General features: G+C 61.3%; 8 protein-coding genes. 6 read left to right on the top strand and 2 right to left on the bottom strand.

Translation table 11 applies throughout. From position 1 onward, the window contains the following. Window positions 1–7: 7 nt before the first annotated feature. Complete coding sequence (locus QZW03_RS13035; protein WP_296510441.1) at window positions 8–14,329, bottom strand: hypothetical protein; 14,322 nt, start codon at window positions 14,327–14,329, stop codon at window positions 8–10. Window positions 14,330–14,602: 273 nt separating this feature from the next. Next, entirely contained in the window at window positions 14,603–14,920 is a 318-nt protein-coding gene (fliE, locus tag QZW03_RS13030) for a flagellar hook-basal body complex protein FliE (RefSeq protein WP_296510440.1), read from the bottom strand. Window positions 14,921–15,092: 172 nt separating this feature from the next. Between fliE and fliF the strand changes: the two genes are divergently transcribed. From fliF to QZW03_RS13000, 6 genes are read left to right on the top strand one after another with little or no spacing between them, the layout of a single operon-like run. Continuing rightward, window positions 15,093–16,784 (top strand): flagellar basal-body MS-ring/collar protein FliF, encoded by a 1,692-nt coding sequence (gene fliF, locus QZW03_RS13025; RefSeq protein WP_296510439.1) that lies wholly within the window; start codon window positions 15,093–15,095, stop codon window positions 16,782–16,784. 21 nt (window positions 16,785–16,805) lie between these two features. After that, window positions 16,806–17,807 (top strand): flagellar motor switch protein FliG, encoded by a 1,002-nt coding sequence (gene fliG / locus QZW03_RS13020; protein WP_296510438.1) that lies wholly within the window; start codon window positions 16,806–16,808, stop codon window positions 17,805–17,807. Further along, the gene (locus QZW03_RS13015; protein WP_296510437.1) at window positions 17,807–18,529 is read left to right on the top strand and encodes a FliH/SctL family protein; all 723 of its coding nucleotides are present in this window, start codon (window positions 17,807–17,809) and stop codon (window positions 18,527–18,529) included. The genes fliG and QZW03_RS13015 overlap by 1 nt, the downstream gene beginning before the upstream one ends. After that, the gene (fliI, locus tag QZW03_RS13010; RefSeq protein ID WP_296510436.1) at window positions 18,516–19,946 is read left to right on the top strand and encodes a flagellar protein export ATPase FliI; all 1,431 of its coding nucleotides are present in this window, start codon (window positions 18,516–18,518) and stop codon (window positions 19,944–19,946) included. Before QZW03_RS13015 ends, fliI begins: the two co-directional genes overlap by 14 nt. After that, the gene (gene fliJ / locus QZW03_RS13005) at window positions 19,943–20,410 is read left to right on the top strand and encodes a flagellar export protein FliJ (protein WP_296510435.1); all 468 of its coding nucleotides are present in this window, start codon (window positions 19,943–19,945) and stop codon (window positions 20,408–20,410) included. Before fliI ends, fliJ begins: the two co-directional genes overlap by 4 nt. Next, window positions 20,407–21,573 (top strand): flagellar hook-length control protein FliK, encoded by a 1,167-nt coding sequence (locus QZW03_RS13000; protein ID WP_296510434.1) that lies wholly within the window; start codon window positions 20,407–20,409, stop codon window positions 21,571–21,573. Before fliJ ends, QZW03_RS13000 begins: the two co-directional genes overlap by 4 nt. The last annotated feature ends 44 nt before the right edge of the window (window positions 21,574–21,617 follow it).

Below are 21,617 nucleotides of genomic sequence, written 5' to 3'. Positions count from 1 at the left end.
AGCGTGTTTATGTCCATTGGAAATCGGAAGCGCTGAGCGCCGCCGCGGAACCTCCAAGCAGGGTGAGTTTCATATCGGCTGCACCGTTGCCATCGGAGTCAATCATCAGTGTACCGGTGGATCCGCTAAAGGCATAAGTAGCCTGTGCATTGCCCGTATTACTGAAGCTACTCACGATGCTGAAGGTGCCGTTGCCCAGGCCCTCGAAGACGAGCTTGTCTTGGCCGACCACGAAGTCGTTGATGGTGTCCGCCACGGTCACACTCGATTGCAGGGTGTCGCGGAAGATGAAGCGGTCTGCACCGCTGCCGCCGATCAGGATGTCGGCACCGTTGCTGCCGATCAAGCTGTCATCGCCATCGCCACCATCCAGCCGGGAGCCGACGGTTGCCAGCGCCAGGGTAATGGTGTCGTCCGCGACCCCGCCAATGATGCTCTCGATGCCGGACGCGGTGACGTTATTGGCACCATTGCCCGAGAGCCGGAGTATGTCGGTGCCTGCACCCAGGTTGTAGGTGACGCCATTCACAGACTCGCCCAAGGTGACATCGTCGCTGCCACCGGAGGCGATCAGGGTCTCCACTCCCAGAATCGTCAGCTGGTTGGTGCCGCTGGATGCCAGGGTCAGCGTGTCGTTGGCACCGCCGAGATCGACAATGGCGCCGGTAATAGCGGTGGTGTAGGTAATACGGTCACTGCCACTGCCACCATTGAGAAACTCCACACCCGCCACCGAGAAGCTGTTGACGCCGCTCGACAGGTTCAGCGTGTCGCTGCCGCCCGCGAGGTTGACCAAGCCGCTGGAGAGGGTAGTGGTGAGCGTCACGGTGTCGGCACCGGAGTTGCCGGTGATGGTCTCCACGCCCGAGGCCGTCAGGGTGTTGGTACCGTTGGCCAAAGTCAGCGAGTCGATGCCGGCGGCCAGGTTGTAGGTGGTGCCATTGACGGCCGAGGTCAGCGTGATGACATCAGCCCCCGCGTTGCCCATGACGGTTTCAATCGTGCCATCCGACAAGCTGAAGGCGTTGGAGCCGTTGAACAGCCGCAGTTCATCGACACCATCGCCACCGGTCAGGCTGGTGGCGCCGGTGACGACGGCCCCGAAGGTCACGATGTCGTTGCCGGTGCCGCCGATGATGGTTTCCACGTTGGAGGCGGTGAAGTCATTGCCATCGTTGCTGAGGATGATTTTGTCGCCCAGGGTGCCGAGGTCGATCACGTTGCCGGTCAGGCCTGCGGTAAAGGTCAGGGTGTCTACGCCACCGCTGCCGAGCACGCTCTCCACATTCATCAAAGTCAGTGTATTGGCGCCGGTGCTGGCCAGAATCAGCTTGTCGGTGCCGGCCCCGAGGTCATACACCCCGATGGTCTGCGCTGCTGTCATGGTGATGGTATCGGCGCCTGCATTGCCGTTGAGGGTTTCGACACCGGCCACGCTGACACTGTTGGCGAAGTTGGCCAGGTTCAGGATGTCGGTACCCGAGCTGAGGTTGATCAGGGTGCCAGCAGCCTGGGTGGTCAGGGTAATGGTGTCCGCTGCGGAGTTACCGGTGATAGTTTCTACGTTGGCCAGGGTCGCCACGTTCACGAAGTTGCCGAAGGTGACGGCATCCGCACCGGCACCCAGGCTGTAGGTGTTGCCGGTGACACCGTTGGTGCTCAGGGTGATGATGTCCGATCCTGAGTTGCCCACCACTGTTTCCACCGAGTTAGTCAAGGTGATGTTGTTCACCCCATTGAACAGCCGCAAGGTGTCGTTGCCGGCACCCAGGTTGAAGGAGCCGCCCGCAGCAGCCGTGCCCAACGTGATGTCGTCGGCGCCCGCATTGCCCACGGCTGTCTCAACACCAATGGCGGTAAGCGTGTTGTCAAAATTGGCCAGGGTGAGGGTGTCGGCGGTGCCTCCACCCAGGTCAAACCGACCTGCAGTGATTTGTGTGCCGAAGGTGATCTTGTCATCGGACGTACCACCGATCACGCTCTCTGTGTTGGACAGGGTGAAGGTGTTAGCCGCAGTGGCCAGTGTCAGCTTGTTGGTGCCCTGGCCCAGGTCAATCACCGCGGCGGTGAGGCCGGTGGCAAGCACCACTGTGTCGTCGGCAGCATTGGCAGTGATGGTTTCGACCCCGGAGGCGGTGAGGGTGTTCACACCAGTCGCTGCCGTCAGAATCAAAGAGTCCGCACCCGAGCCGAGGTTGATGATGGCCGCAGTGGTGTTGCTGGTGATGGTGACCGTGTCCGCACCGGTGCCGCCGGTGATGGTCTCGACATTGGCCAGCGTGACCGTGTTGCTGGTACCGGCCAGAGTGATCTGGTCGATACCTGCACCGAGGTCGAAGCTGCGCGACGCGACCGCTGCACTGAGGGTAATGACGTCATTCGCGCCACCTGCGACCAGGGTTTCGATGTCGGTGTTGAAGGTCAGGGTGTTGGTGCCCGTGGTCGCCAGGATCAGGGTGTCGGACCCGGCGCCCAGCGAAATATTGGCACCACTCACTGCACTGCTCAGGGTCACTACGTCATCACCGGCCAGGCCGACGATGGTTTCGATGTTGCTGGCGGTCAGGCTGTTGTTGCCGGCACCCGAGAGGGTGAGCTTGTCGACACCACCTGCCAGATCAAAGGTTTGACCGTTGACCACATTGCCCAGGGTGATGAAGTCGGTCCCAGCGTTGGCGACCAAGGTTTCCACATTGGTCACGGTCAGGGTGTTGGCGCCGTTGAACAGCACAAGCTTGTCGCTGCCATCACCCAAGTTGATGGTTCCGGTGGAAACCGCTGCAGTCAGGGTGACGGTGTCCACCAGGTTGCCACCCAGCAGTGTTTCCACACTGTTACCCACCGAGAGGGTGTTGGCAAAATCGCCCAGTTGCAGAGTGTCGGTGCCGGAACCCAGATCAATGTTCAGTCCGGAGGCCGCGGTTGCCAGCGTTACGGTGTCAGCTCCGGTGCCGCCCACAATGGTCTCAATGTTGGAGAGCGTGGCGCTGTTGGTGCCATTAGCAAAAGTCAGTTTGTCGAGGCCTGCGCCCAGGTCAAACACGCCATTGGTGGCCAGCGTGCCCAGCGTGATGGTGTTCACACCGGAGGTGCCGATGATGCTTTCGGTATTACGCACCGTAAGGGTGTTGATGCCGTTGGCCAGCGTGAGTACATCGGTGCCGGAACCTAAGTCATACACCCCGGCGGACTGCGCTGTGGTGAGGGTGACCAAGTCGGCACCGGTGCTGCCGGTCAAGGTTTCAACTCCGCTCAGCGTTACGGTGTTGCCCGCGCCGGTGAGGGTCAGTGCGTCAGCGCCAGCCCCCAGGTCGTAGACGTTGCCATTGACCGCAGCGTTGAGTGTGATGGTGTCAACGCCGGAGCTTCCCATGACGGTTTCAATATCGCTGCCCAGGGTCAAGGTGTTGGCAGCATTGGCCAGGTTCAGAATGTCGGTGCCGGCCCCCAGCACAATGCTGGTGGTGCCCGACAAGCCAGCGCCTAGGGTCACGGTGTCGTTGCCGTTGTCGCCGGTGATGGTCTCTACGCCCGTGGCGGTGAGCGTGTTGTTGAAGTTGCCCAGAATCAGGGCGTCGGCACCGCTACCCAGGTTGAAGTTGCCTGCAACGGTTTGGGTGGTCAGGGTCACGGTATCCGCGCCGGAGCCGCCCAAGACAGATTCCACAGCCCCCAAGGTCACCGTGTTTGCGCCCGAGCCAGTAGTCAGAAGGGTAAGGGTGTCAGTGCCGGCCCCGAGGTTGTAGATGCCCCCCGTCACGGTCGTGCTGAGTGCAATGGTGTCGTTGGCGTTGCCACCCACGACGGTTTCTACTGAGCTGCTCAAGGTGACCGCATTGTTGAAGTTCGCCAGCGTTAAGGTGTCGGTGCCGGCACCGAGGTCGAATGAGCCGCTGGTAATGGCCGCGCTCAAGGTAATGCTGTCGTTACCTGTGCCGCCAGTGACCGTTTCAATATTGGCAGCGGTAATCTCGTTGGTGCCGTTGGCCAAGACAAGCCGGTCTGTGCCGGCGCCGAGGTCATAGGTGCGTCCGGTCACTGCGCTGGAGAGTGTGATCACATCGGCGCCCGAATTGCCGTTCAGGGTTTCAATATCGGCGCCGACTGTCAAGGTGTTGGCGGCATTGGCAAGGTTCAGGGTGTCGGTTCCGGAACCCAAGGCAATGGACCCACCGGATACGGCAGCACCCAGGGTAATGGTGTCGTCGCCGGAGTTGCCGTTGATGGTCTCCGCACCGGAGACTGTCAGCGAGTTGGTGCCGTTGGCGAGAGACAAGACATCTGTGCCCGAGCCCAGGTCCACCACACCCCCGGTGATGGTGGTTGCGAAAGTAATGGTGTCCGCACCTGAACCACCCTTGAGCGATTCAATATTGGACAGTGTCACCGTATTGGCGCCACTGCCGGTGGCAAACAGGACCAAGGTGTCCGTGCCGGAGCCGAGGTCGTAGCTGTTGCCTGTGACGGCGGCCGTGAGGGTTACCGCGTCGTTGGACGTGCCGCCCACGAGGCTTTCGATGGCGGCGTCAATGGACAGGCTGTTGTTGAAGTTGGCCAGTGTCAAAACGTCGTTGCCGGCGCCCAGACTGACCGATCCACCGGAGATGGCGGTGGTGAGCGTGATCAGGTCATCGCCGCTGTTACCCACAATGGTTTCCACGTTGCCCAGAGACATGGTGTTGTTGGCGTTGAACAGGCTGACACGGTCCGCACCGGCACCCAGGTCAAAGCTACCGCTGGTTTGTGCAGCACTGAATGTCAGCAGGTCGGCACCGGTTCCGCCCAGAATCGATTCAATGCCCGCCACGGTCAAGGTGTTGGCGCCATCGGCCAAGGTCAATTGGTCGTTGCCCGTGCCCAGGTCGTAGTTGTGACCGCTTGCTGCGGCGGTCAGCACGATGGTGTCAACGGCGGAACTGCCGGCCAGCGATTCAATGGAGCCGTTCAGGGTGAGGGTGTTGGCTCCCAGTCCGGACAAGGTCAAGCGGTCAGCGCCCGCGCCCAGGTCGTAGGTGTTGCCGGTCACCGCGCCGTCCAGCGTGAGCGTGTCGGCACCGGAGTTGCCCAGCACACTTTCCACAGTGTTGCTGAGGGTAAAGCTGTTAGCCGCATTGGCCAGAATCAAGGTGTCGTTGCCGGCACCCAGGTTGTAGGAGCCTGTGCTGATGCCGCCACCAAAGGTGACGGTGTCGGCTCCGGAGCCCCCTACGATGGTCTCTACCGTATTGCTGGCCGTGAGGCTGTTGGTGCCGTCTGCCAAAGTCAGGCTATCGGCTCCGGCACCTAGCTCGAGGTTGCCGGCTGTCACCGTAGTCAGCAGGGCGATCACGTCGTCACCGGCACCACCGGTGATGCTCTCCAGGTTGGACGCGGTCACGGTGTTTCCACCGGCTGCGAGGAAGAGCTTGTCCACGCCGGCACCCATGTCCACCTGCGCACCTGCGACCGAAGCACCGAAGGTAATGACATCTGCCCCCGCATTGCCGACTACCGACTCCACGTTGCTCAGCGTCATGGTGTTGCCACCGGCCGCCAAGGTAATTTGGTCGCCGCTACCGGCACCCAGATCCACCACAGCATTGAAGGGGCTCACGCTGCTCATGGTGATGACATCGTTGCCGTTACCACCGGTGAGTGACTCGACGTTGTTGATGGTGGCTACGTTGCCACCATCGGCCAGTTGCAGGCGGTCGGTGTCGTTGGAGCCAGCAAGGTTGACGGTACCGCCCGAGAGCGCGGTGGTCAGTGTCACGTTGTCATTGCTACCGCCGCCGGACACGGACTCGACGTTGGCCAGCGTGACCGTGTTGTTGCCCGCACTGGAGAGTTGCACTGTGTCGTTGCCAGCTGCCAGGTCGATGTTGGCGCCGTTAATAGCTGCGCCGAGGGTGATGTTGTCATCGCCCGCATTGCCGGCTACCGACTCTACGTTAGAGGCGGTGAGCAAGTTGGTGCCGCTGGCGAGCGTGAGGCTGTCAGCGCCACCGGCCAGGTCGTAGACGCCACCGGACACCGCCTGGGTGAGCGTGATGGCGTCTGCAGAGGCTCCGCCGATGACCTGCTCAACGCTGGCGTCAAGGCTCAACACGTTCGCCGCTGCACCCGACAAGGTCAGGCGGTCTACGCCGGCGCCGAGGTTGAAGACGCCACTGCTCTGGGCTGCACCCAGAGTGATGGTGTCGGCTCCGGTACCGCCGGTGATGGTTTCCACGCCTGTGGCGGTCAGGTTGTTGCTGCCATTGGCCAGCACCAACTGGTCAGCGCCCGCCGCCAGATCGATGTTGCCGTTGCTCACCACCGAGCTCAGTGTGACGATGTCGATACCGGCATTGCCAACGATGGTCTCCACGTTGCTGGCAGTCACGGTGTTGGCACCGTTGGCCAGAGTGAGCTTGTCCGCTGTGCCGCCACCGAGGTCGAGTACCAGGCTGGTCGTGGCCGTGCTGAGCGTAAGGTCGTCCGTGCCCGAGCCGCCGACGATGCTTTCTACGTCGCTGGCGGTGACTGTGTTGGTGCCATTGGCGAGGGTCAGACGGTCTGCGCCGGCCCCCAGGTTGTAAGTTGCACCGGTGACCGCCGCAGTCAAGGTGATGTTGTCGGCCAGCGTGCCGCCGGTGACGGTTTCTACCGTGGCGTTCAGAGACAAGGTATTGACCGCGTTGGCCAGGATGACTTGGTCGGTGCCGGCACCCAAATCGACCGTGACGCCGCTGACCGCGGCCGTGAAGGTGACGGTGTCATTGACAGAGCCGGTGCCGGCGATGGTTTCAATGTTGTTGACGGTGACAGCGTTGCCCCCTGCGCCGGAGAGAATGAGTTTGTCGCCGGAGCCTGCGCCCAGGTCGTAGCTCAGGCCGTTGACTGCACCGCCGAGGGTGACGACGTCATCGCCCGCGCCGCCGACCAGGCTTTCCACGGAGGCGGCCACCGTCAAGGCGTTGCCCGAGGCGCCGAGGGTCAAGGTGTCGGTGCCCGCACCCAGATCGACAGATCCGCCCGATACGCTGGTGGCCAAGGTGATGCTGTCATCACCGCTGCCGGTTGCCAGAATGGTTTCTACGTTACTGACGCTCAAGGTCGTGCCACCGGCTGCCAGCGTGAGGCTGTCGGCGCCGGAGCCGAGGTCGATGCTGGCGCCACTGATGGCGGCACCCAGTACCACCGTATCTGCGGCGCTGCCGCCGGTGATGGTTTCGATACCGGTGGCTGTGAGCGAATTGGCTCCTGCGCCGGAGAGTGTGAGGCTGTCGGAGCCACTGCCGAGGTCGAACACGCCGTTAGTGACCGCGCCACCCAAGGCAATGGCATCTGCCAGCGTGCCGCCGACGATGCTTTCTATGCCGGAGACCGAGATGGTGTTGGCAATGTTGGTCAGGGTGAGCGTGTCCGCTCCGCTGCCACCGACGATGGATTCAATGTTGGCGGCCGTAATGGCATTGGTGCCGTTGGCCAGCACCAGGCGGTCGGTGCCTGCGGCGAGATCCAGATTGGCGGTGGTGGTGGCTGCGCTCAGAGTGACGGTGTCTGCACCGGCGTCGCCGGTTAAGGATTCGACGCCACTGACGGTGATTGCGTTGGTGCCGTTGGCCAGAGTCAGGCTGTCGGTGCCGCTACCCAGGTTGACAATGGCGCCGGACACGGCGGCTGCCAGGGTGACGGTGTCCCCTCCGGTACCGCCGGTCAGGGTTTCCACGCCGGAGATGGTGAAGGTGCCATCGGAGTTGGACAGGTTGAGTATGTCGGCGCCGCTACCCAGATCGATCGTTCCCGCTGAGCTGCCAGTACCCAACGTCAGGGTGTCTGCACCGCTACCGCCGGTGATGGATTCGGTGTTGCTCACGCTGAGGGTGTTCACGCCGTTAGCCAGAACCAGTGCGTCGTTGCCCGCTTTCAGGTCAATGGTGATGCCCGTGGCCGCTGCAGCGAGGGTGAGGGTGTCGTCCCCGGTGCCGCCGGAGACCGACTCCACGTTTTGGGTAGTGACCGTGTTGGTGCCATCGGCGAGGGTCATCGAGTCAGTGCCCGAGCCCAGGTTGACAACGGTGCCGGTCAATGCGCTGCCGAAGGTAATGGCATCGTTGCCACTGCCGCCATTCAGCGTTTCCACATTGCTAATGCTCAACGTATTGGCGCCGTTGGCCAGATTCAAGATGTCGGTGCCCGCACCGAGGTTGACGTTCACCGCCGCGGTGTCTGTCAGTGTGATGGTGTCGGAGCCGGAGTCGCCAACTACAGTTTCAACGCCGGTCAGGGTCAAGACGTTGTCTTCGTTGAAGAGCGTCAGGGAGTCGCCGGTGCCACCGGCGAGATTGACGATACCGCCGGTGACACCTGCACCGAAGGTGATGACATCGTTGCCCGCGTTGCCGAGGATGCTTTCCACGTTCGTGGCGTTGATGGTATTTGCGCCAGTGGCAAGAACTAAGGTGTCGCTACCGGCACCGAGGTTGGCGTCCAGAGCGCTCACGTTGGCCGACAGGGTGACGGTATCTGCACCGGAATCGCCCACCACCGTTTCTACGTTGGTGATGGTCAGACTGTTGGGCGCATCGAACAGGGTCAGAACGTCTGCGCCTGCGCCGAGGTCCACTTGCGCGCCGGTGACACTATTGCCCAGCGCAACGGTGTCGGCGTTGGCGTTACCCACCAAGGTCTCCACGTTCTTCACGGTCAGGGTGTTGGCAAAGTTGCCCAGGTTCAATATGTCGGTGCCCGCACCCAGATCGATCTGACCTGCCGTTGCGGCATCTGCCAGGGTCAGGGTATCGGCACCAGTACCGCCCAGCACCGTTTCGACACCCGTAGTCGACAGGCTGTTAGTACCGTTGGCCAGGGTCACTTTGTCGGCAGTGCCGGCTCCCAGGTTGATCTGGCCGCCGCTCAGGGTGGTGAGCAGGGTGACCTGGTCCACGCCCGAGTTCCCGGTGATGGACTCGATGTTGGAAACCGTCACGCTGTTGGAGGCGTTGGCCAGTGTCAGACTGTCGCTGCCCGAACCGAGGTCCAAGCGCATGTTGGCGACCCCTGCGCTGAGCACAATGGTGTCGTCGCCGCCGCCCGCGGTCAGGCTCTCAATGCTGTTACCTAGGGTCAGAACGTTATTGCCGCCCGACAAACTCAAACGGTCGCCAGCGCCGGCACCTAGGTCGTAGCTGCCGCTGGTGACGGTGGCACTCAGCGTGATGGTGTCATTACCGGCGCTGCCCACGACAGTTTCTACGGTCGTGTCCAGCGTCAGCGTGGAGCCCACGCCGCCGGCGAGGGTCAGGGTGTCGCTGCCGGCTCCGAGTGAAATGGTGCCGCCACTGACCGCAGTGCCCAAAGTGACGGTATCGTCTCCAGCGCCGCCCGTAATGGACTCAATGCCGGTGGCAGTCAGGCTATTGGTGCCGCTGGCCAACGTCAAGCTGTCGTTGCCAGCGTTGAGGTTGATCACTCCGCCAGTGATGGCTGTGCCCAAGGTGATGGCGTCATCGCCATTGGCGCCGGTGATGGTCTCAATGTCGCTGGCGGTCAGCGAGTTGGCAGCGGTGCTGGTCAGGGTCAGGCTGTCAGTGCCGGAGCCGAGCTGGTACACGCCGCCTGTCACGGCCGACGTGAGAGTGATGGCATCCGCCAGCGTGCCGCCCACGATGGTTTCCACCGTGGCATTGACCGACAGGGTGTTGGCCGCATTGGCGAGGTTGATGGTGTCGGTACCCGAGCCGAGGTCTACGCTGATGCCGGAAGCCGCTGCGGTGAATGTCACCGTGTCGTTGGCGGTGCCACCCACCAGAGTCTCGATACCGATGGCGGTAATGCTGTTATTGCCAGCGCTGGAGAGTGTGAGTCGATCGGCGGTTCCCGCGCCCAGGTCATAGGTGAGACCTGTCACAGCGCTGCCGACGGTGATCAGGTCGTTGCCAGAGCCGCCCACGACGGTTTCAATGCTCCCACTGACGGTCAGGGTGTTGCCACCATTGGCGAGGTTTAGCGTGTCGGTGCCGGTGCCCAGATCAAAACTACCGCCACTGACGGTGGTGCTCAAGGTGACCGCATCGTCACCGGTGCTGCCGACAATGGTTTCAATGGCAGATACGGTCAGTGTGCTGCCATTTCCGGCTAACGTCAGGGTATCCGTTCCACCACCGCCCACAACACTCTCAATGCCGGTGGCCGTTAGGCTATTGGTGCCGCTTGCGAGGCGCAAGGTGTCGATGCCGGCCTTCAGGTCAAACACCGCACCGGTGACGGCTGCACTCAGGGTAATGTTGTCGTCCAGGGTGCCGCCGTTGATGCTTTCAATCGACGAAACCGTCAGCGTGTTGGTGATATCGGTCAGGGCTAGGGTGTCGGTGGAGGTTCCTCCGACGATGGACTCGACCCCTGCGGTGGTCAGTGTGTTGGCAATATTGGTGAGCACCAGTGTGTCAGCACCGGCACCGCCGGTGACGCTTTCAACGTCTACGGCGGTCACCGTGTTGGTGCCATTGGCCAGTGTCAGGGCATCAGTGCCGGCACCCAAGGTCACGGTAATGCCACTGCTGGCGCTGCCCAAGGTGACAAGGTCGGCGCCTACGCCTCCCGTAGTGGTTTCCACACCGGTGACGGTGTAGGTTCCACCGTCCGCGGAGAGGGCCAAACTATCGGCACCACTGCCCAGGTCGATCGTGCCTGAGGTGGTGCCGGAACCCAATGTGACAGTGTCCGCGCCAGATCCACCGGTGATGGATTCCACTTGGGTCGCGGTGATCGCGTTGGTGCCGTTTGCAAGAGTCAGCTGGTCGGAGCCACCTTGCAGGTTAATGTTGGCGCCGTTGATGGCTGCAGCCAGCGTGATGTTGTCAGCACCAGCATCACCTGAAATGCTCTCTGTGCCGGATACCGTGAGTGTGTTGCCACCGGCAGCCAGGTTCAGGCTGTCGGCGCCTGCGCCGAGGTTGACTGTGCCGCTTGCAACAGCTTCGGCGAAGGTCACAGTGTCCGCTGCAGAACTGCCGGTAAAGCTTTCGACGTTGCTCACCGTGATGCCGTTGGCGCCTGTGCCGTTGCCCAGAATGACTTGGTCATTGCCCACACCAAGGTCGTACACGCCGGCGGTGGTTGTCAATGTACTGAAAGTCACCACGTCGTCACCGACGCCCCCGGTCAGTGTTTCAATGTTGGCGACGGTGATGTTGTGGTTCTCGACGGACAGGGTTAGCTTGTCGGAGCCTGCACCGAGGTCGATGATGGCGCCGGAAATTCCCGCGCCCAGCGTAAGGGTGTCGACCCCGCCGTTACCCAGAATACTCTCTGCACCGGCAACGGTGAGGGTGTTGGTACCCGAGGCCAGAATCAGCTTATCTGAGCTGCCTGCGCCAAGGTCGATGTCGCCAGCAGCCTGTGCTAAGCCCAGTGTGACGGTGTCGGCACCGGAGTTGCCCACAATCGTTTCGACATTGCTGGCGGTGATGACGTTGGTGCCGTCAGCGAGGTTCAGTTGATCGGTGCCGCCGGCCAAGTCAATGACGGTATTGGTGCTGGCAGCACCCAAAGTAACGGTGTCATCCCCACCCACCCCGGTAATGCTTTCAATATTGGACGCCGTGAGTGTGTTGGCGCCTGTGCCCAGAGTCAGGTTGTCGTTGCCCGCGCCCAGGTTGAAGACACCACCGGTGCTGGTATCTGCGAGCACGAGCGTATCGGCACCGGTGCCGCCGGTGACGGTTTCTACCGCAGTGGTGGTGAGGCTGTTGTCGGAATCGGAGAGCACGATTTTGTCGGTCGTACCACCTGCGAGGTTGAACTGGCCGTTGGTCACGCCAGTCCGCAGGGTGATCTGGTCTGCCCCCGAGTTACCGGTAATGGACTCCAGGTTGGAGACTTGCAGAATGTTGGCACCGTTGGCCAAGGTCAGCTGATCGGCCCCGCCAGCGCTGTCAATCTGCATGTTGATCACGCCCTGCGTCAAGGTGATCGCATCTGCGCCGGCGCCGCCGACCAGTGTTTCTACGGAGGCATTCAAGGTGATGGAGTTGCCGCCATCCGCCAGATTGAGGCGATCGGAACCGATTCCGAGGTCTATGGTGGTGCCGCTAGCGACCGGAGCACTCAGGGTGATGGTGTCAACGCCGGTACTACCGACCAAGGATTCGATGCTGCCGTCCAGCGTAAGTGTGGAGGCACCACCCAGGGTCAGCATGTCGGTACCTGCACCCAGCGTGTAGGACCCGCCGGTGACGCCGCCGGTGAGGGTGACGGTGTCGTTTCCGCTTCCGCCGGTCAGTGTTTCAATGCCGCTGGCCGTAAGGCTATTGGCTCCGGTGCCGGAGTCGAGGGTCAAGGTGTCGGTACCGGCCTTCAGGTCAAAGGTGGCGCCCGTTACGGTGCCGGACAGGACAATGGTGTCGTTACCTGCATTGCCGGAAATGCTCTCAATACCGGTCGCCGTGATGGTGTTGGCGCCATTGGCCAAGGTCAGGGCGTCAGTGCCGGAGCCGAGGTTGATGGTGGCGCCTGAAATGGCTGCACCGAAGGTCACAGTGTCGGCAGCGGTTCCGCCCGTGACCGACTCCACGCCCGTCGCGGTGACGACGTTAGCGCCGTTGGAGAGCACCAGGCTGTCAGCGCCGGCACCCAGGTTGACGATGTCGCCACTGTTGGCGGTGGTGCTCAGGGTGATGCTGTCGTCGCCCGCGTTGCCGGTGATTAACTCGGTGTTGGCAACCGTCAATACGTTGGTGCCGTTGGTCAGGGTCAAGCTGTCGGCGCCTGCTGCGAGGTCTATCGTGCCACTGGTTTGGTTGGCGCCCAGGGTGATGTTGTCTGCGTTGGCATTACCGGTAATCGATTCGACGTTGGACACGGTGATGGTGTTACCGCCCGACGCGAGGGTGAGCTTGTCGGCACCTGCTGCCAAATCAATCGTGCCGCCGGAGAGGGCGGCAGTCAGGGTGATCTCATCGGCATCGGCTCCGCCGGTGATCAGTTCGATGCCGCTGGCGGTGACGATGTTGCCGCCCGCTGCAAGAGTGAGGCTATCGCTGCCCGCGCCGAGGTTGGCGACTGCGCCGCTGATCGCTGCACCGAAGGTCACGCTGTCAGCGCCGGTGCCACCGATGACGGTTTCAACATTGGTGGCGCTCAGGCTGTTGGTACCGTTGGCCAGGGTGATGGAGTCGGTGCCGCTGCCGAGTTGGTAGACGCCGTTGGTGACCGTGCCACCCATAGTAATGGTGTCGTCCCCGGAGTTTCCGGTCAGTGTCTCGATGCCGGTGGCGCTGATGACATTGGTCCCATTGGCCAGCGTCAAGGTGTCGAGTGCCGTGCCTCCGCCCAAGTTGAAGTTGCCCCCGCTGACGGCGGTTTGCAGAGCGATAGTGTCGGCGCCAGTGCCACCCAATACAGACTCCACATTGGATGCGGTGATCAGGTTCGTGCCGGCGGCAAGCGTCAAGGTGTCGCTGCCACTGGCCAAGTCAAACACGCCGGTTTGTGCGGCACCCAGGGTCAAGGTGTCGTTGCCGGTGCTCCCGGTGACAGACTCAATGTTGGACAGGGTCAGGGTGTTGGCGCTGCCGGCGAGCGTGATCTGGTCAGTGCCGTCGCCAAGGTTGATGGTGCCGCTGGCTTGCGCTGTGCCCAGGGTAATGGTGTCATCGCCTGCGCCTAAGGTGGAAATGCTCTCCACATTGGAGATCGTGGCAACGTTGCCGCCCGCAGCCAGAGTCAGGGTGTCAGCACCACCTTGAAGGTCAATGACCCCCGCCGATGCAATGGCACTGGTCAGGGTAATGGTGTCTGCGCCGGAATTGCCTGTTACCGTTTCGGCACCGGCCACAGTGACCGAGTTCGTGCCATTGGCGAAGGTAATTCTGTCAGCGTCTGCGCCCAGATCAAAAGTGCCGGAGGTCACTGCGGTGGTCAAGGTCAACGAGTCGGCTCCTGCGCCGAGGTTGACGTTGGCGACTCCGAAGGAGCCGCCCATGGTGACTGCGTCATCGCCCCCTACAGCTACCACCGTTTCCACGTTGCTCAAGGTCACGCTGTTGGTGCCTGTGGAGAGCGTCACTCGGTCAATACCGGCGCCCAGGTCCATGGTGACACCTGAGCTGGAGGCCGCCAGCGTGAGCGTGTCGGCGCCGGAGTTGCCGGTGACGGACTCGATGTTGGCGATGGTGCCCGTATTGGCAAAGTTGCCGAGGGTCAGGCTGTCGGTGCCGGCGCCAAGGTCGATCAGCGTGTTGCTGACGTCGGTCAGTGCGGAGCTGATGGTGATCGTGTCCGCCCCGGTTCCCCCCATGATCGTATCGATGTTTCCAGGCAGGGTCAGGTTGCTGTCGCCGCCGGAGATGGTGATCGTGGTCATGGTGGGCCTCTTGAATTAAACGTCTGCTGTCAATTTTTTGGCCGCCGGGCAGGTCACCCATGTCACCTGCTTCAACAATACGGCCTCTCCACGGTATTACGGCAGACCTGAAACATTCTTGAGTCCGTTGGGACACAAACCGGAAATACGGTGCTTTTCCGTCCTTAAGGCTTGATAGAGTCCTGCAAATCAGGTGGATTTATTTAGACATAAAAATAGCTGCTGGCGCTTATTGATAAAGCGCAAGCAGCTATGAAAAAGATAGTAAATCAGTCAGACTTGCATATTCATGATATCGGTGTAGGCCTGCACCATGCGGTTGCGCACATGCAGGGTGGCTTGGAAGCCGATCTGCGCCTTTTGGATGGCGACCATGGTCTCTTCCAGGCTGACCTTGGGGTTTTCCATCTGCACTTCCCGCTGGAGGCGCCCTGATTCATTCTGGGCCGCGCTCACGGAGCTGAGTGCATTTTTCAGTTCGCCTGAAAACCCGCCGCCCACGCCAGCGGCGCTGCCGGCTCCCCCTGGCTTGATGCCGGTGGAGGGGCGGATGGAGGTGGGCATTGAGACGGGTGTGAGCTTGAGATCCATGCTGGTCTCCCTGTAAGTTGGGTTGCCGCGAATCCTATGCCCGCACCTGTGTGCGTATTTTTTTGAATTGGTGGGTAAAGCCGTGGCTTATTACCCTAATGTTTTGGAGGGTGGGTCGAATAATCAGTCCCATTCATGCGGAGAAGCCCGCTCTCAGCCCTGGAAACAAGACATGCCCGCAGTTGCCACCATTCCTGTGAACCCCACTTTGGGACAGCGCCTTTCGGCTCTGGACCAGGGGCAGCGCATCCGCTTGGCCTTGGGGGTGGCACTTTTTGTCGCTATCGCCGTGATCGGCTTGGTCATGGGAAGACAGACCGAATGGCGGGTGCTGTATTCCAATCTGGCCGACAAAGACGGCGGTGCTGTCATTGCGCAGCTCACGACCATGAATGTGCCTTACAAATACACAGAAGGCGGCGGCGCCATCATGGTGCCTTCTGAGCGTGTGCACGATGTGCGCTTGAAACTCGCATCGCAAGGCTTGCCCAAGGGTGCTGTGAGTGGCTTTGAGATGATGGAGTCCAACCGCTTCGGCATGACCCAGTTTCAGGAGCGCCTGACCTTTCAACGGGGTCTCGAAGGGGAGCTGACCCGTTCTATTCAGGCGCTGGCCTCTGTATCCAGTGCGCGGGTGCACTTGGCGCTCCCTAATCAGAACGGTTTTTTCCGTGAGCAACAAAAGCCCTCGGCTTCGGTGTTGTTGAGTCTGCACGCCGGTCGCGCTCTGGACAAAGGCCAATTGGCCGGTATCGTGCACTTGGTGGCTTCGAGCGTGCCCGAGATGAACCCCAACGCAGTGAGCGTGCTGGACGACACGGGCAAGCTGCTGTCTGCCAACCCCGATGGCGGCGCCGGCGTTGATGCCGAGCAGTTGCAGCGTGTGCAGCAGATCGAGCAGCTGTACAGCCGGCGGATTCTGGATATGCTGGAGCCCTTGGTCGGCAAGCAAAACGTGAAGGCCCAGGTAACGGCTGAGCTGGATTTCTCCCAAACCGAGAGTACGACCGAGTCGCACAAGCCCAACCAGACGCCCGACAGCAGTGCGGTGCGCAGCCAGCAATTAGTAGAAAGCACCAACGGTGCCCAGCCTGCGCCGCCAGCCGGGGTCCCGGGAGCCACCACCAACCAACCTCCTGCTCAGGCTGCAGCACCGATCAATGGCCAGCCACAGATCTTGGCCGCCAATGGACAAGCCGGCGCCGGAGCCGCGAACAGTTCGTCGAAAAAAGAGTCCATCATCAATTACGAAGTGGACAAGACGGTGCGCGTGACCAAGGCCGCGGTAGGTGTGATCAAGCGGATCAATGCGGCCGTGGTGTTGAACAACCAGACTGCCACCGACGCCAAGGGCGTGACCACCAGCGTGCCGCTGACCGATGCGCAGCTGGAAAAAATGACAGCGTTGGTGCGGGAAACGGTGGGCTTCAACCAGGACCGCGGCGATTCTGTCAATTTGATGAACGCACCATTTGCCCCTGAAAAGGCCCAGGTCGACGACACACCTATCTGGCGGCAGCCTGAGGCTCAGGAGTTAGCCCGTAGTCTGGCCTGGCCTCTGGGTACCTTGGGACTGGCAGCCTTGGTGTTGTTGGGCGTGATCCGGCCGGCCATGAAGGCGTTGACCCAGCCCGTGCCGGTGGCAGAGCCTGTAGCTGAAGACGATGCGATGCAGTTGGATGCGATTGAGAACGATCAGCCCGACCGCCCTCAGCTCACCGGCCCCGGCACAGCGGCCAGCGATGCGCAACAGGCGTCCCCGGGCGAGCTTCGCCTGGAAGATGCTCGCAAGTTGACCCGGGACAACCCGGCCGCGGTTGCGAATATCGTCAAGGCATGGATGAATGGAGAAGCACCGGCTTGATCCGCGGCGCAAAATATCAATATGGCAAACGAAGACGGACTCCAAGATGCAGCAATCCTCATGATGTCACTCGGCGAGGCCGAGGCGTCGGAGGTGTTCAAACACCTGTCCCCTAAAGAGGTACAGCGATTGGGTGAGGCGATCGCCAAGACCACCCAGCTCACCCGTGAAAAAGTGGATGAAGTGGTGGATAAATTCACCGGAGTTGCAGCCTCCCAGAGTTTGCTGGTATCCAACTCGGGGGACTATGTGCGCTCGGTCTTGAAGCTGGCTTTGGGCGATGACAAGGCAGCGCTGTTGATTGACCGGATTCTGCAAGGTGGCGATGTTTCGGGCATTGAAAGCCTGAAGTGGATGGACCCCCTCTCCGTGGCCGAGCTGCTGCGCAATGAACACCCGCAAATCGTAGCGGCCATTCTGGTGCACCTGGACTACGACCAAGCGGCAGATGTGCTCAAGAACCTGACGGAGCGCCAGCGCAACGAGGTGATGCTGCGTGTTGCCACGATGGAGGGCATTCAGCCCACGGCGCTCAAAGACTTGAATGAGGTGTTGTTCAAAGTACTGGCCGGTGGTGACAAGGTTCGCAAGTCCTCCCTGGGGGGCGTGAAGACGGCTGCAGAGATGATTAACCTGATGGGTACCGCCATTGAGGGCACGGTGATTGAGTCGATCCGCAGCCACGATGCAGACCTGGCCCAGAAGATCATGGACAAGATGTTTGTGTTCGACGACGTTAACAAACTCGACGACAAAGCGATTCAGATGGTGCTCAAAGAGGTGTCGTCCGATGTGCTGGTGGTGGCGCTCAAGGGCGCTCAACCCGAACTCAAGGACAAAATTTTGGCCAATATGTCTTCCCGCGCTGCGGCGACGCTTAAAGAAGACTTGGAGTCCCGCGGGCCCATGCGCTTGTCGGAGGTGGAAGCGCAGCAGAAGGAAATTCTCAAGATCGTGCGCCGACTGGCGGACGAGGGCCAGATTGTGATCGGCGGCGGAGGTGGCGACGACGCCATGGTCTGATGAGCCGCAATCACGCACGCATTATTCCCGGCGAAGAAATCGGGTCCATTTCGGACTGGGATTTCGTCGATGTCGATACCTCCACCTCCCGTTTTGCGGCCAAAGTGGCAGCCCAGGCATTGGCGGAGGAGCAGGCCCGGGAAACCAGCCTGCGACAGACTCTATTGTCAGAAGGACACGCCCAAGGGTATGCAGAAGGCTACGCCGAAGGCCATGCCCAAGGCCATGCCCACGCCACCTTGGAAGGGCAGAAGCAATTCAATGACTACGTCGCCCATGAAGGGCGTGTCGCAGCGGAGAGTTTGAGTCAGCTGTTTGCCACGGCGCAATCCCAACTCGCGGAGGCCGAGCAGGTCATGGCCAAGGGCGTGCTGGAGCTGGCCTGCGAATTGGCGAGGCAGGTTTTGCGGCATGAAATGTCGACCAACCCGAATGCCTTGCAGCCGGTGGTGCGAGAGGCTTTGAGCGTGCTGGCGATCGACAGCAAAGCCGCTCTGGTGCGCTTGAACCCGTTAGATATGGAGGTGCTGTCCGAGGTGCTGCGCCAGGAGTTTTCTAACCTTTCTCTGACTTTGCTGCCAGACAGTTCCATCAGCCGTGGCGGCTGTTTGGTCGAGGCTGCAGGAACTGTGGTCGACGGCACGGTAGAGCAGCGCTGGCGCAAGACCGTTGCAGCACTGGGCTTGGATGCGCCCTGGGAGCCGGAAGATGTCAACGCCTGAAGCCGCTGTGCCCCTTGCCACTGAGAAGTGGGCTGCTTTTTTGTCGCAGGCGCGGGACGCTGTGCGCGAGGAGTCGTCACTGGAGGTGCGTGGCACCCTGACCAAGCTGACCGGTTTGGTGTTAGAAGCCAGCGGGATGCGGGTGCCGGTAGGGTCGCAATGCGTCGTGACTATGCGCGCCCGGGAGCCTGTGCTGGCGGAGGTGGTGGGGTTCTCGGGTGACCGGGCCTATCTGATGCCGGCCGGAGACGTGCATGGTTTGTCCAGCGGTGCCGGGGTTGCAGCGGCACCGGCATTTGTACCCGTGCCTCGCTTAGGCGAAAAACCTGCCGCGCTGGATGCGGCTTCCGCCGGCATGTTGCGCCTGCCTTTGGGCGATGGACTTCTTGGCCGGGTGGTGGATTCGCAGGGTTACCCCATGGACCGCATGGGTCCGCTGGCCGATGTCGCAGCCCGTGTTCTGGATCGCAAGCCCATCAATGCGATGGACCGTGCCCCGGTGCGCGAAGCACTGGATACCGGGGTGCGCAGTATTAATGCGCTCTTGACCGTGGGGCGCGGCCAGCGCCTGGGCCTGTTCGCCGGTTCCGGTGTCGGGAAAAGCGTGTTGCTCGGGATGATGGCGCGCTACACGCAGGCGGATGTGATTGTGGTGGGGCTGATCGGTGAGCGCGGCCGTGAAGTTAAGGAGTTTATTGAAGATATTCTGGGGGTGGATGGTCGCAAGCGCTCTGTCGTCGTGGCAGCTCCGGCCGATGCGCCTCCCTTGCTACGCATGCAGGGGGCGACCTATGCCACGGGGATTGCAGAGTATTTTCGCGATCAAGGTAAGCATGTGTTGTTGTTGATGGATTCGCTGACCCGCTATGCCATGGCGCAGCGGGAGATTGCGTTGGCGATCGGCGAGCCGCCGGCCACCAAAGGTTATCCGCCATCGTGTTTTGCCAAACTCCCTCAGCTGGTGGAGCGCAGTGGCAACGGACTTAACGGCGTGGGCTCGATCACCGCTTTCTATACCGTCCTGTCGGAGGGGGATGACCAGCAGGACCCGATTGCAGACGCAGCGCGGGCGATTCTGGACGGGCACATCGTGCTCTCGCGGGCCTTGGCCGAGTCCGGGCACTATCCGGCGATTGATGTGGAGCAGTCCGCGTCGCGGGTGATGCACAACGTGGTGGACCGTGGGCATTTCGAGCAGGCACGCAGGTTTCGCAGTCTCTACTCCAAGTACCAGAAAGGGCGTGATCTGGTGCAAATCGGCGCGTATGCCCCGGGCTCAGACCCGGTGCTGGATGAGGCGATTGCCTTGCAGCCGGGCATGCATCAGTTTTTGCAGCAGGACATGTTTGAGGCTGCGCCCATGGAGCAAACCCTGGCGGAGTTGGCCATGAGCACGTCGATTGAGGCCTTGCCATGAAAGATTCAAGCGGGTTGATACTGGCGATTTCGCTGGCAGAGCGCAAGCGCGATGCGGTGGTCCAGCAATTGGTACAAGCCCAACACAACGTGCAGTCAGCACTGGGCCAGCTGGAACAACTCAAGTCCTATGCCGGCGATACCGATGGGCGCTGGGTTCGCAATGGTTCAACGGGGCTCTCTGTAGAGTTGCTAAAGCACCATTACCAATTCAGTGGTCGGCTTCAGCAAGCTATCGGCATGCAAGAGGGGGTCATTGTGAATCTCCGGCGCCAAGCGGAGTCTGTGCAGCAGCTCCTGCTGGCCGCAGAGTCCCGCTTGTCAGGTTTGCAAAAGGTGCTGGCGCAGCGGCGCGCAGATGCCGAGCGGGTGACACGACGACGTGAGCAATCCGAAATGGACGAGATGGCGGCACAGCTTTTTGCGCGCACGCGCGCTCACCAACTTCAAGGGGACGCCCGATGACAATTGAACTTGCCCCGACAACACCGCAGTCCACACCCGCTACCGGCCGGGTGGCTGCTGCTGGAAAACAAGCGGCCCGCGACGCAGAGCCCGAGGGCGGAGCGAGTTTCCTGTCTGTCTTAGATAGCGTGGACAGCTTGGCCGCCACCGATACGTCGCCGCTCAGTGGTGTCGGGTTAAACCCGACGGATGCGCCGCTGCCGGTTCAAGGTGCGGCGATTTCAGCGCTGGTTGAAACTGACCCGAGTGTTCCATGGGGACAGCCCGCAGTTGCATTGCTCGCACAGCCTGCGCAAACTCCGCAGCCCGAAGCGGGGGGGCTAGCCACAGTTTTCAGGCCGGTAAAGTCGTTGGTTACGGATGCGTCACCGGTTGCGACAACTGCTTCTGAGTTTGCAGGGAAGAAGACGGCCTTTGCCGGCGCGCTTTCGGGAAAGAGTGCCTTAGATGTTTCGGCGGAAGCGGCGCTTAAGCAAGAGCAGCTGGATACGGGTGCTTTGCAAGGGTCGACGATTCAACAACTGCAGGTGAAGGAGACTTTGCCGGACCGAATTCATAAGCTGGTTCAAGAGCTGAGTGCTACGGGCACTAAGCCAGCGGATGCAACACAGGTTTTTGCGGGAACTACCCGTGAGCGGACCCAGGAGCCCTACGCCACGAGCCGAAGCGCGAATCAAGATGCGGTGGTGCAGGTGGGCAGCATACAACAAGGAGCCGGTGGAGCTATGGGGGTTGACGGTGTGGTTGCGGGTGCAGCCGCAGAGTCCATGGCCGGGGCGTTCTCTGAGGATGTCAAATATTGGGTGGGGCAGGATCTTCAGAAGGCCGAAATCACCCTTGACGGCATGGGAATGGATCCAGTGGAGGTCAGTATTTCCCTGCAGGGAAATGAGGCTCAGGTGATGTTCCGGACGGACGAGGCCCAAACCCGTGACGCACTGTCCAACGCCAGCGCTCAGTTACAAGAGGCATTGGGTCGCCAGGGGCTGACCTTGGCCGGGATGTCGGTGGGAACCTCTGACTCCGGTGGCGCTCAACCTCAAGGAGGGGGCGATAGGTCGTCTAAATGGCGCTCGGGCCAGGTCGAGGTTGCCGCCGACGAGCCCGTGACCCGCGGGCCGACTGCGAAAGGTGCCGGCCGGACGATTGACCTTTTTGTGTAAGGCTTATGGTGAAATTGACAGGTGGAAATGAATAATCCCCCTTA

Origin of the sequence: Rhodoferax sp., assembly GCF_013297935.1 — a bacterium.
Classification (GTDB): domain Bacteria; phylum Pseudomonadota; class Gammaproteobacteria; order Burkholderiales; family Burkholderiaceae_C; genus Allorhodoferax.
This window is presented reverse-complemented; position numbering and strand designations above follow the sequence as displayed.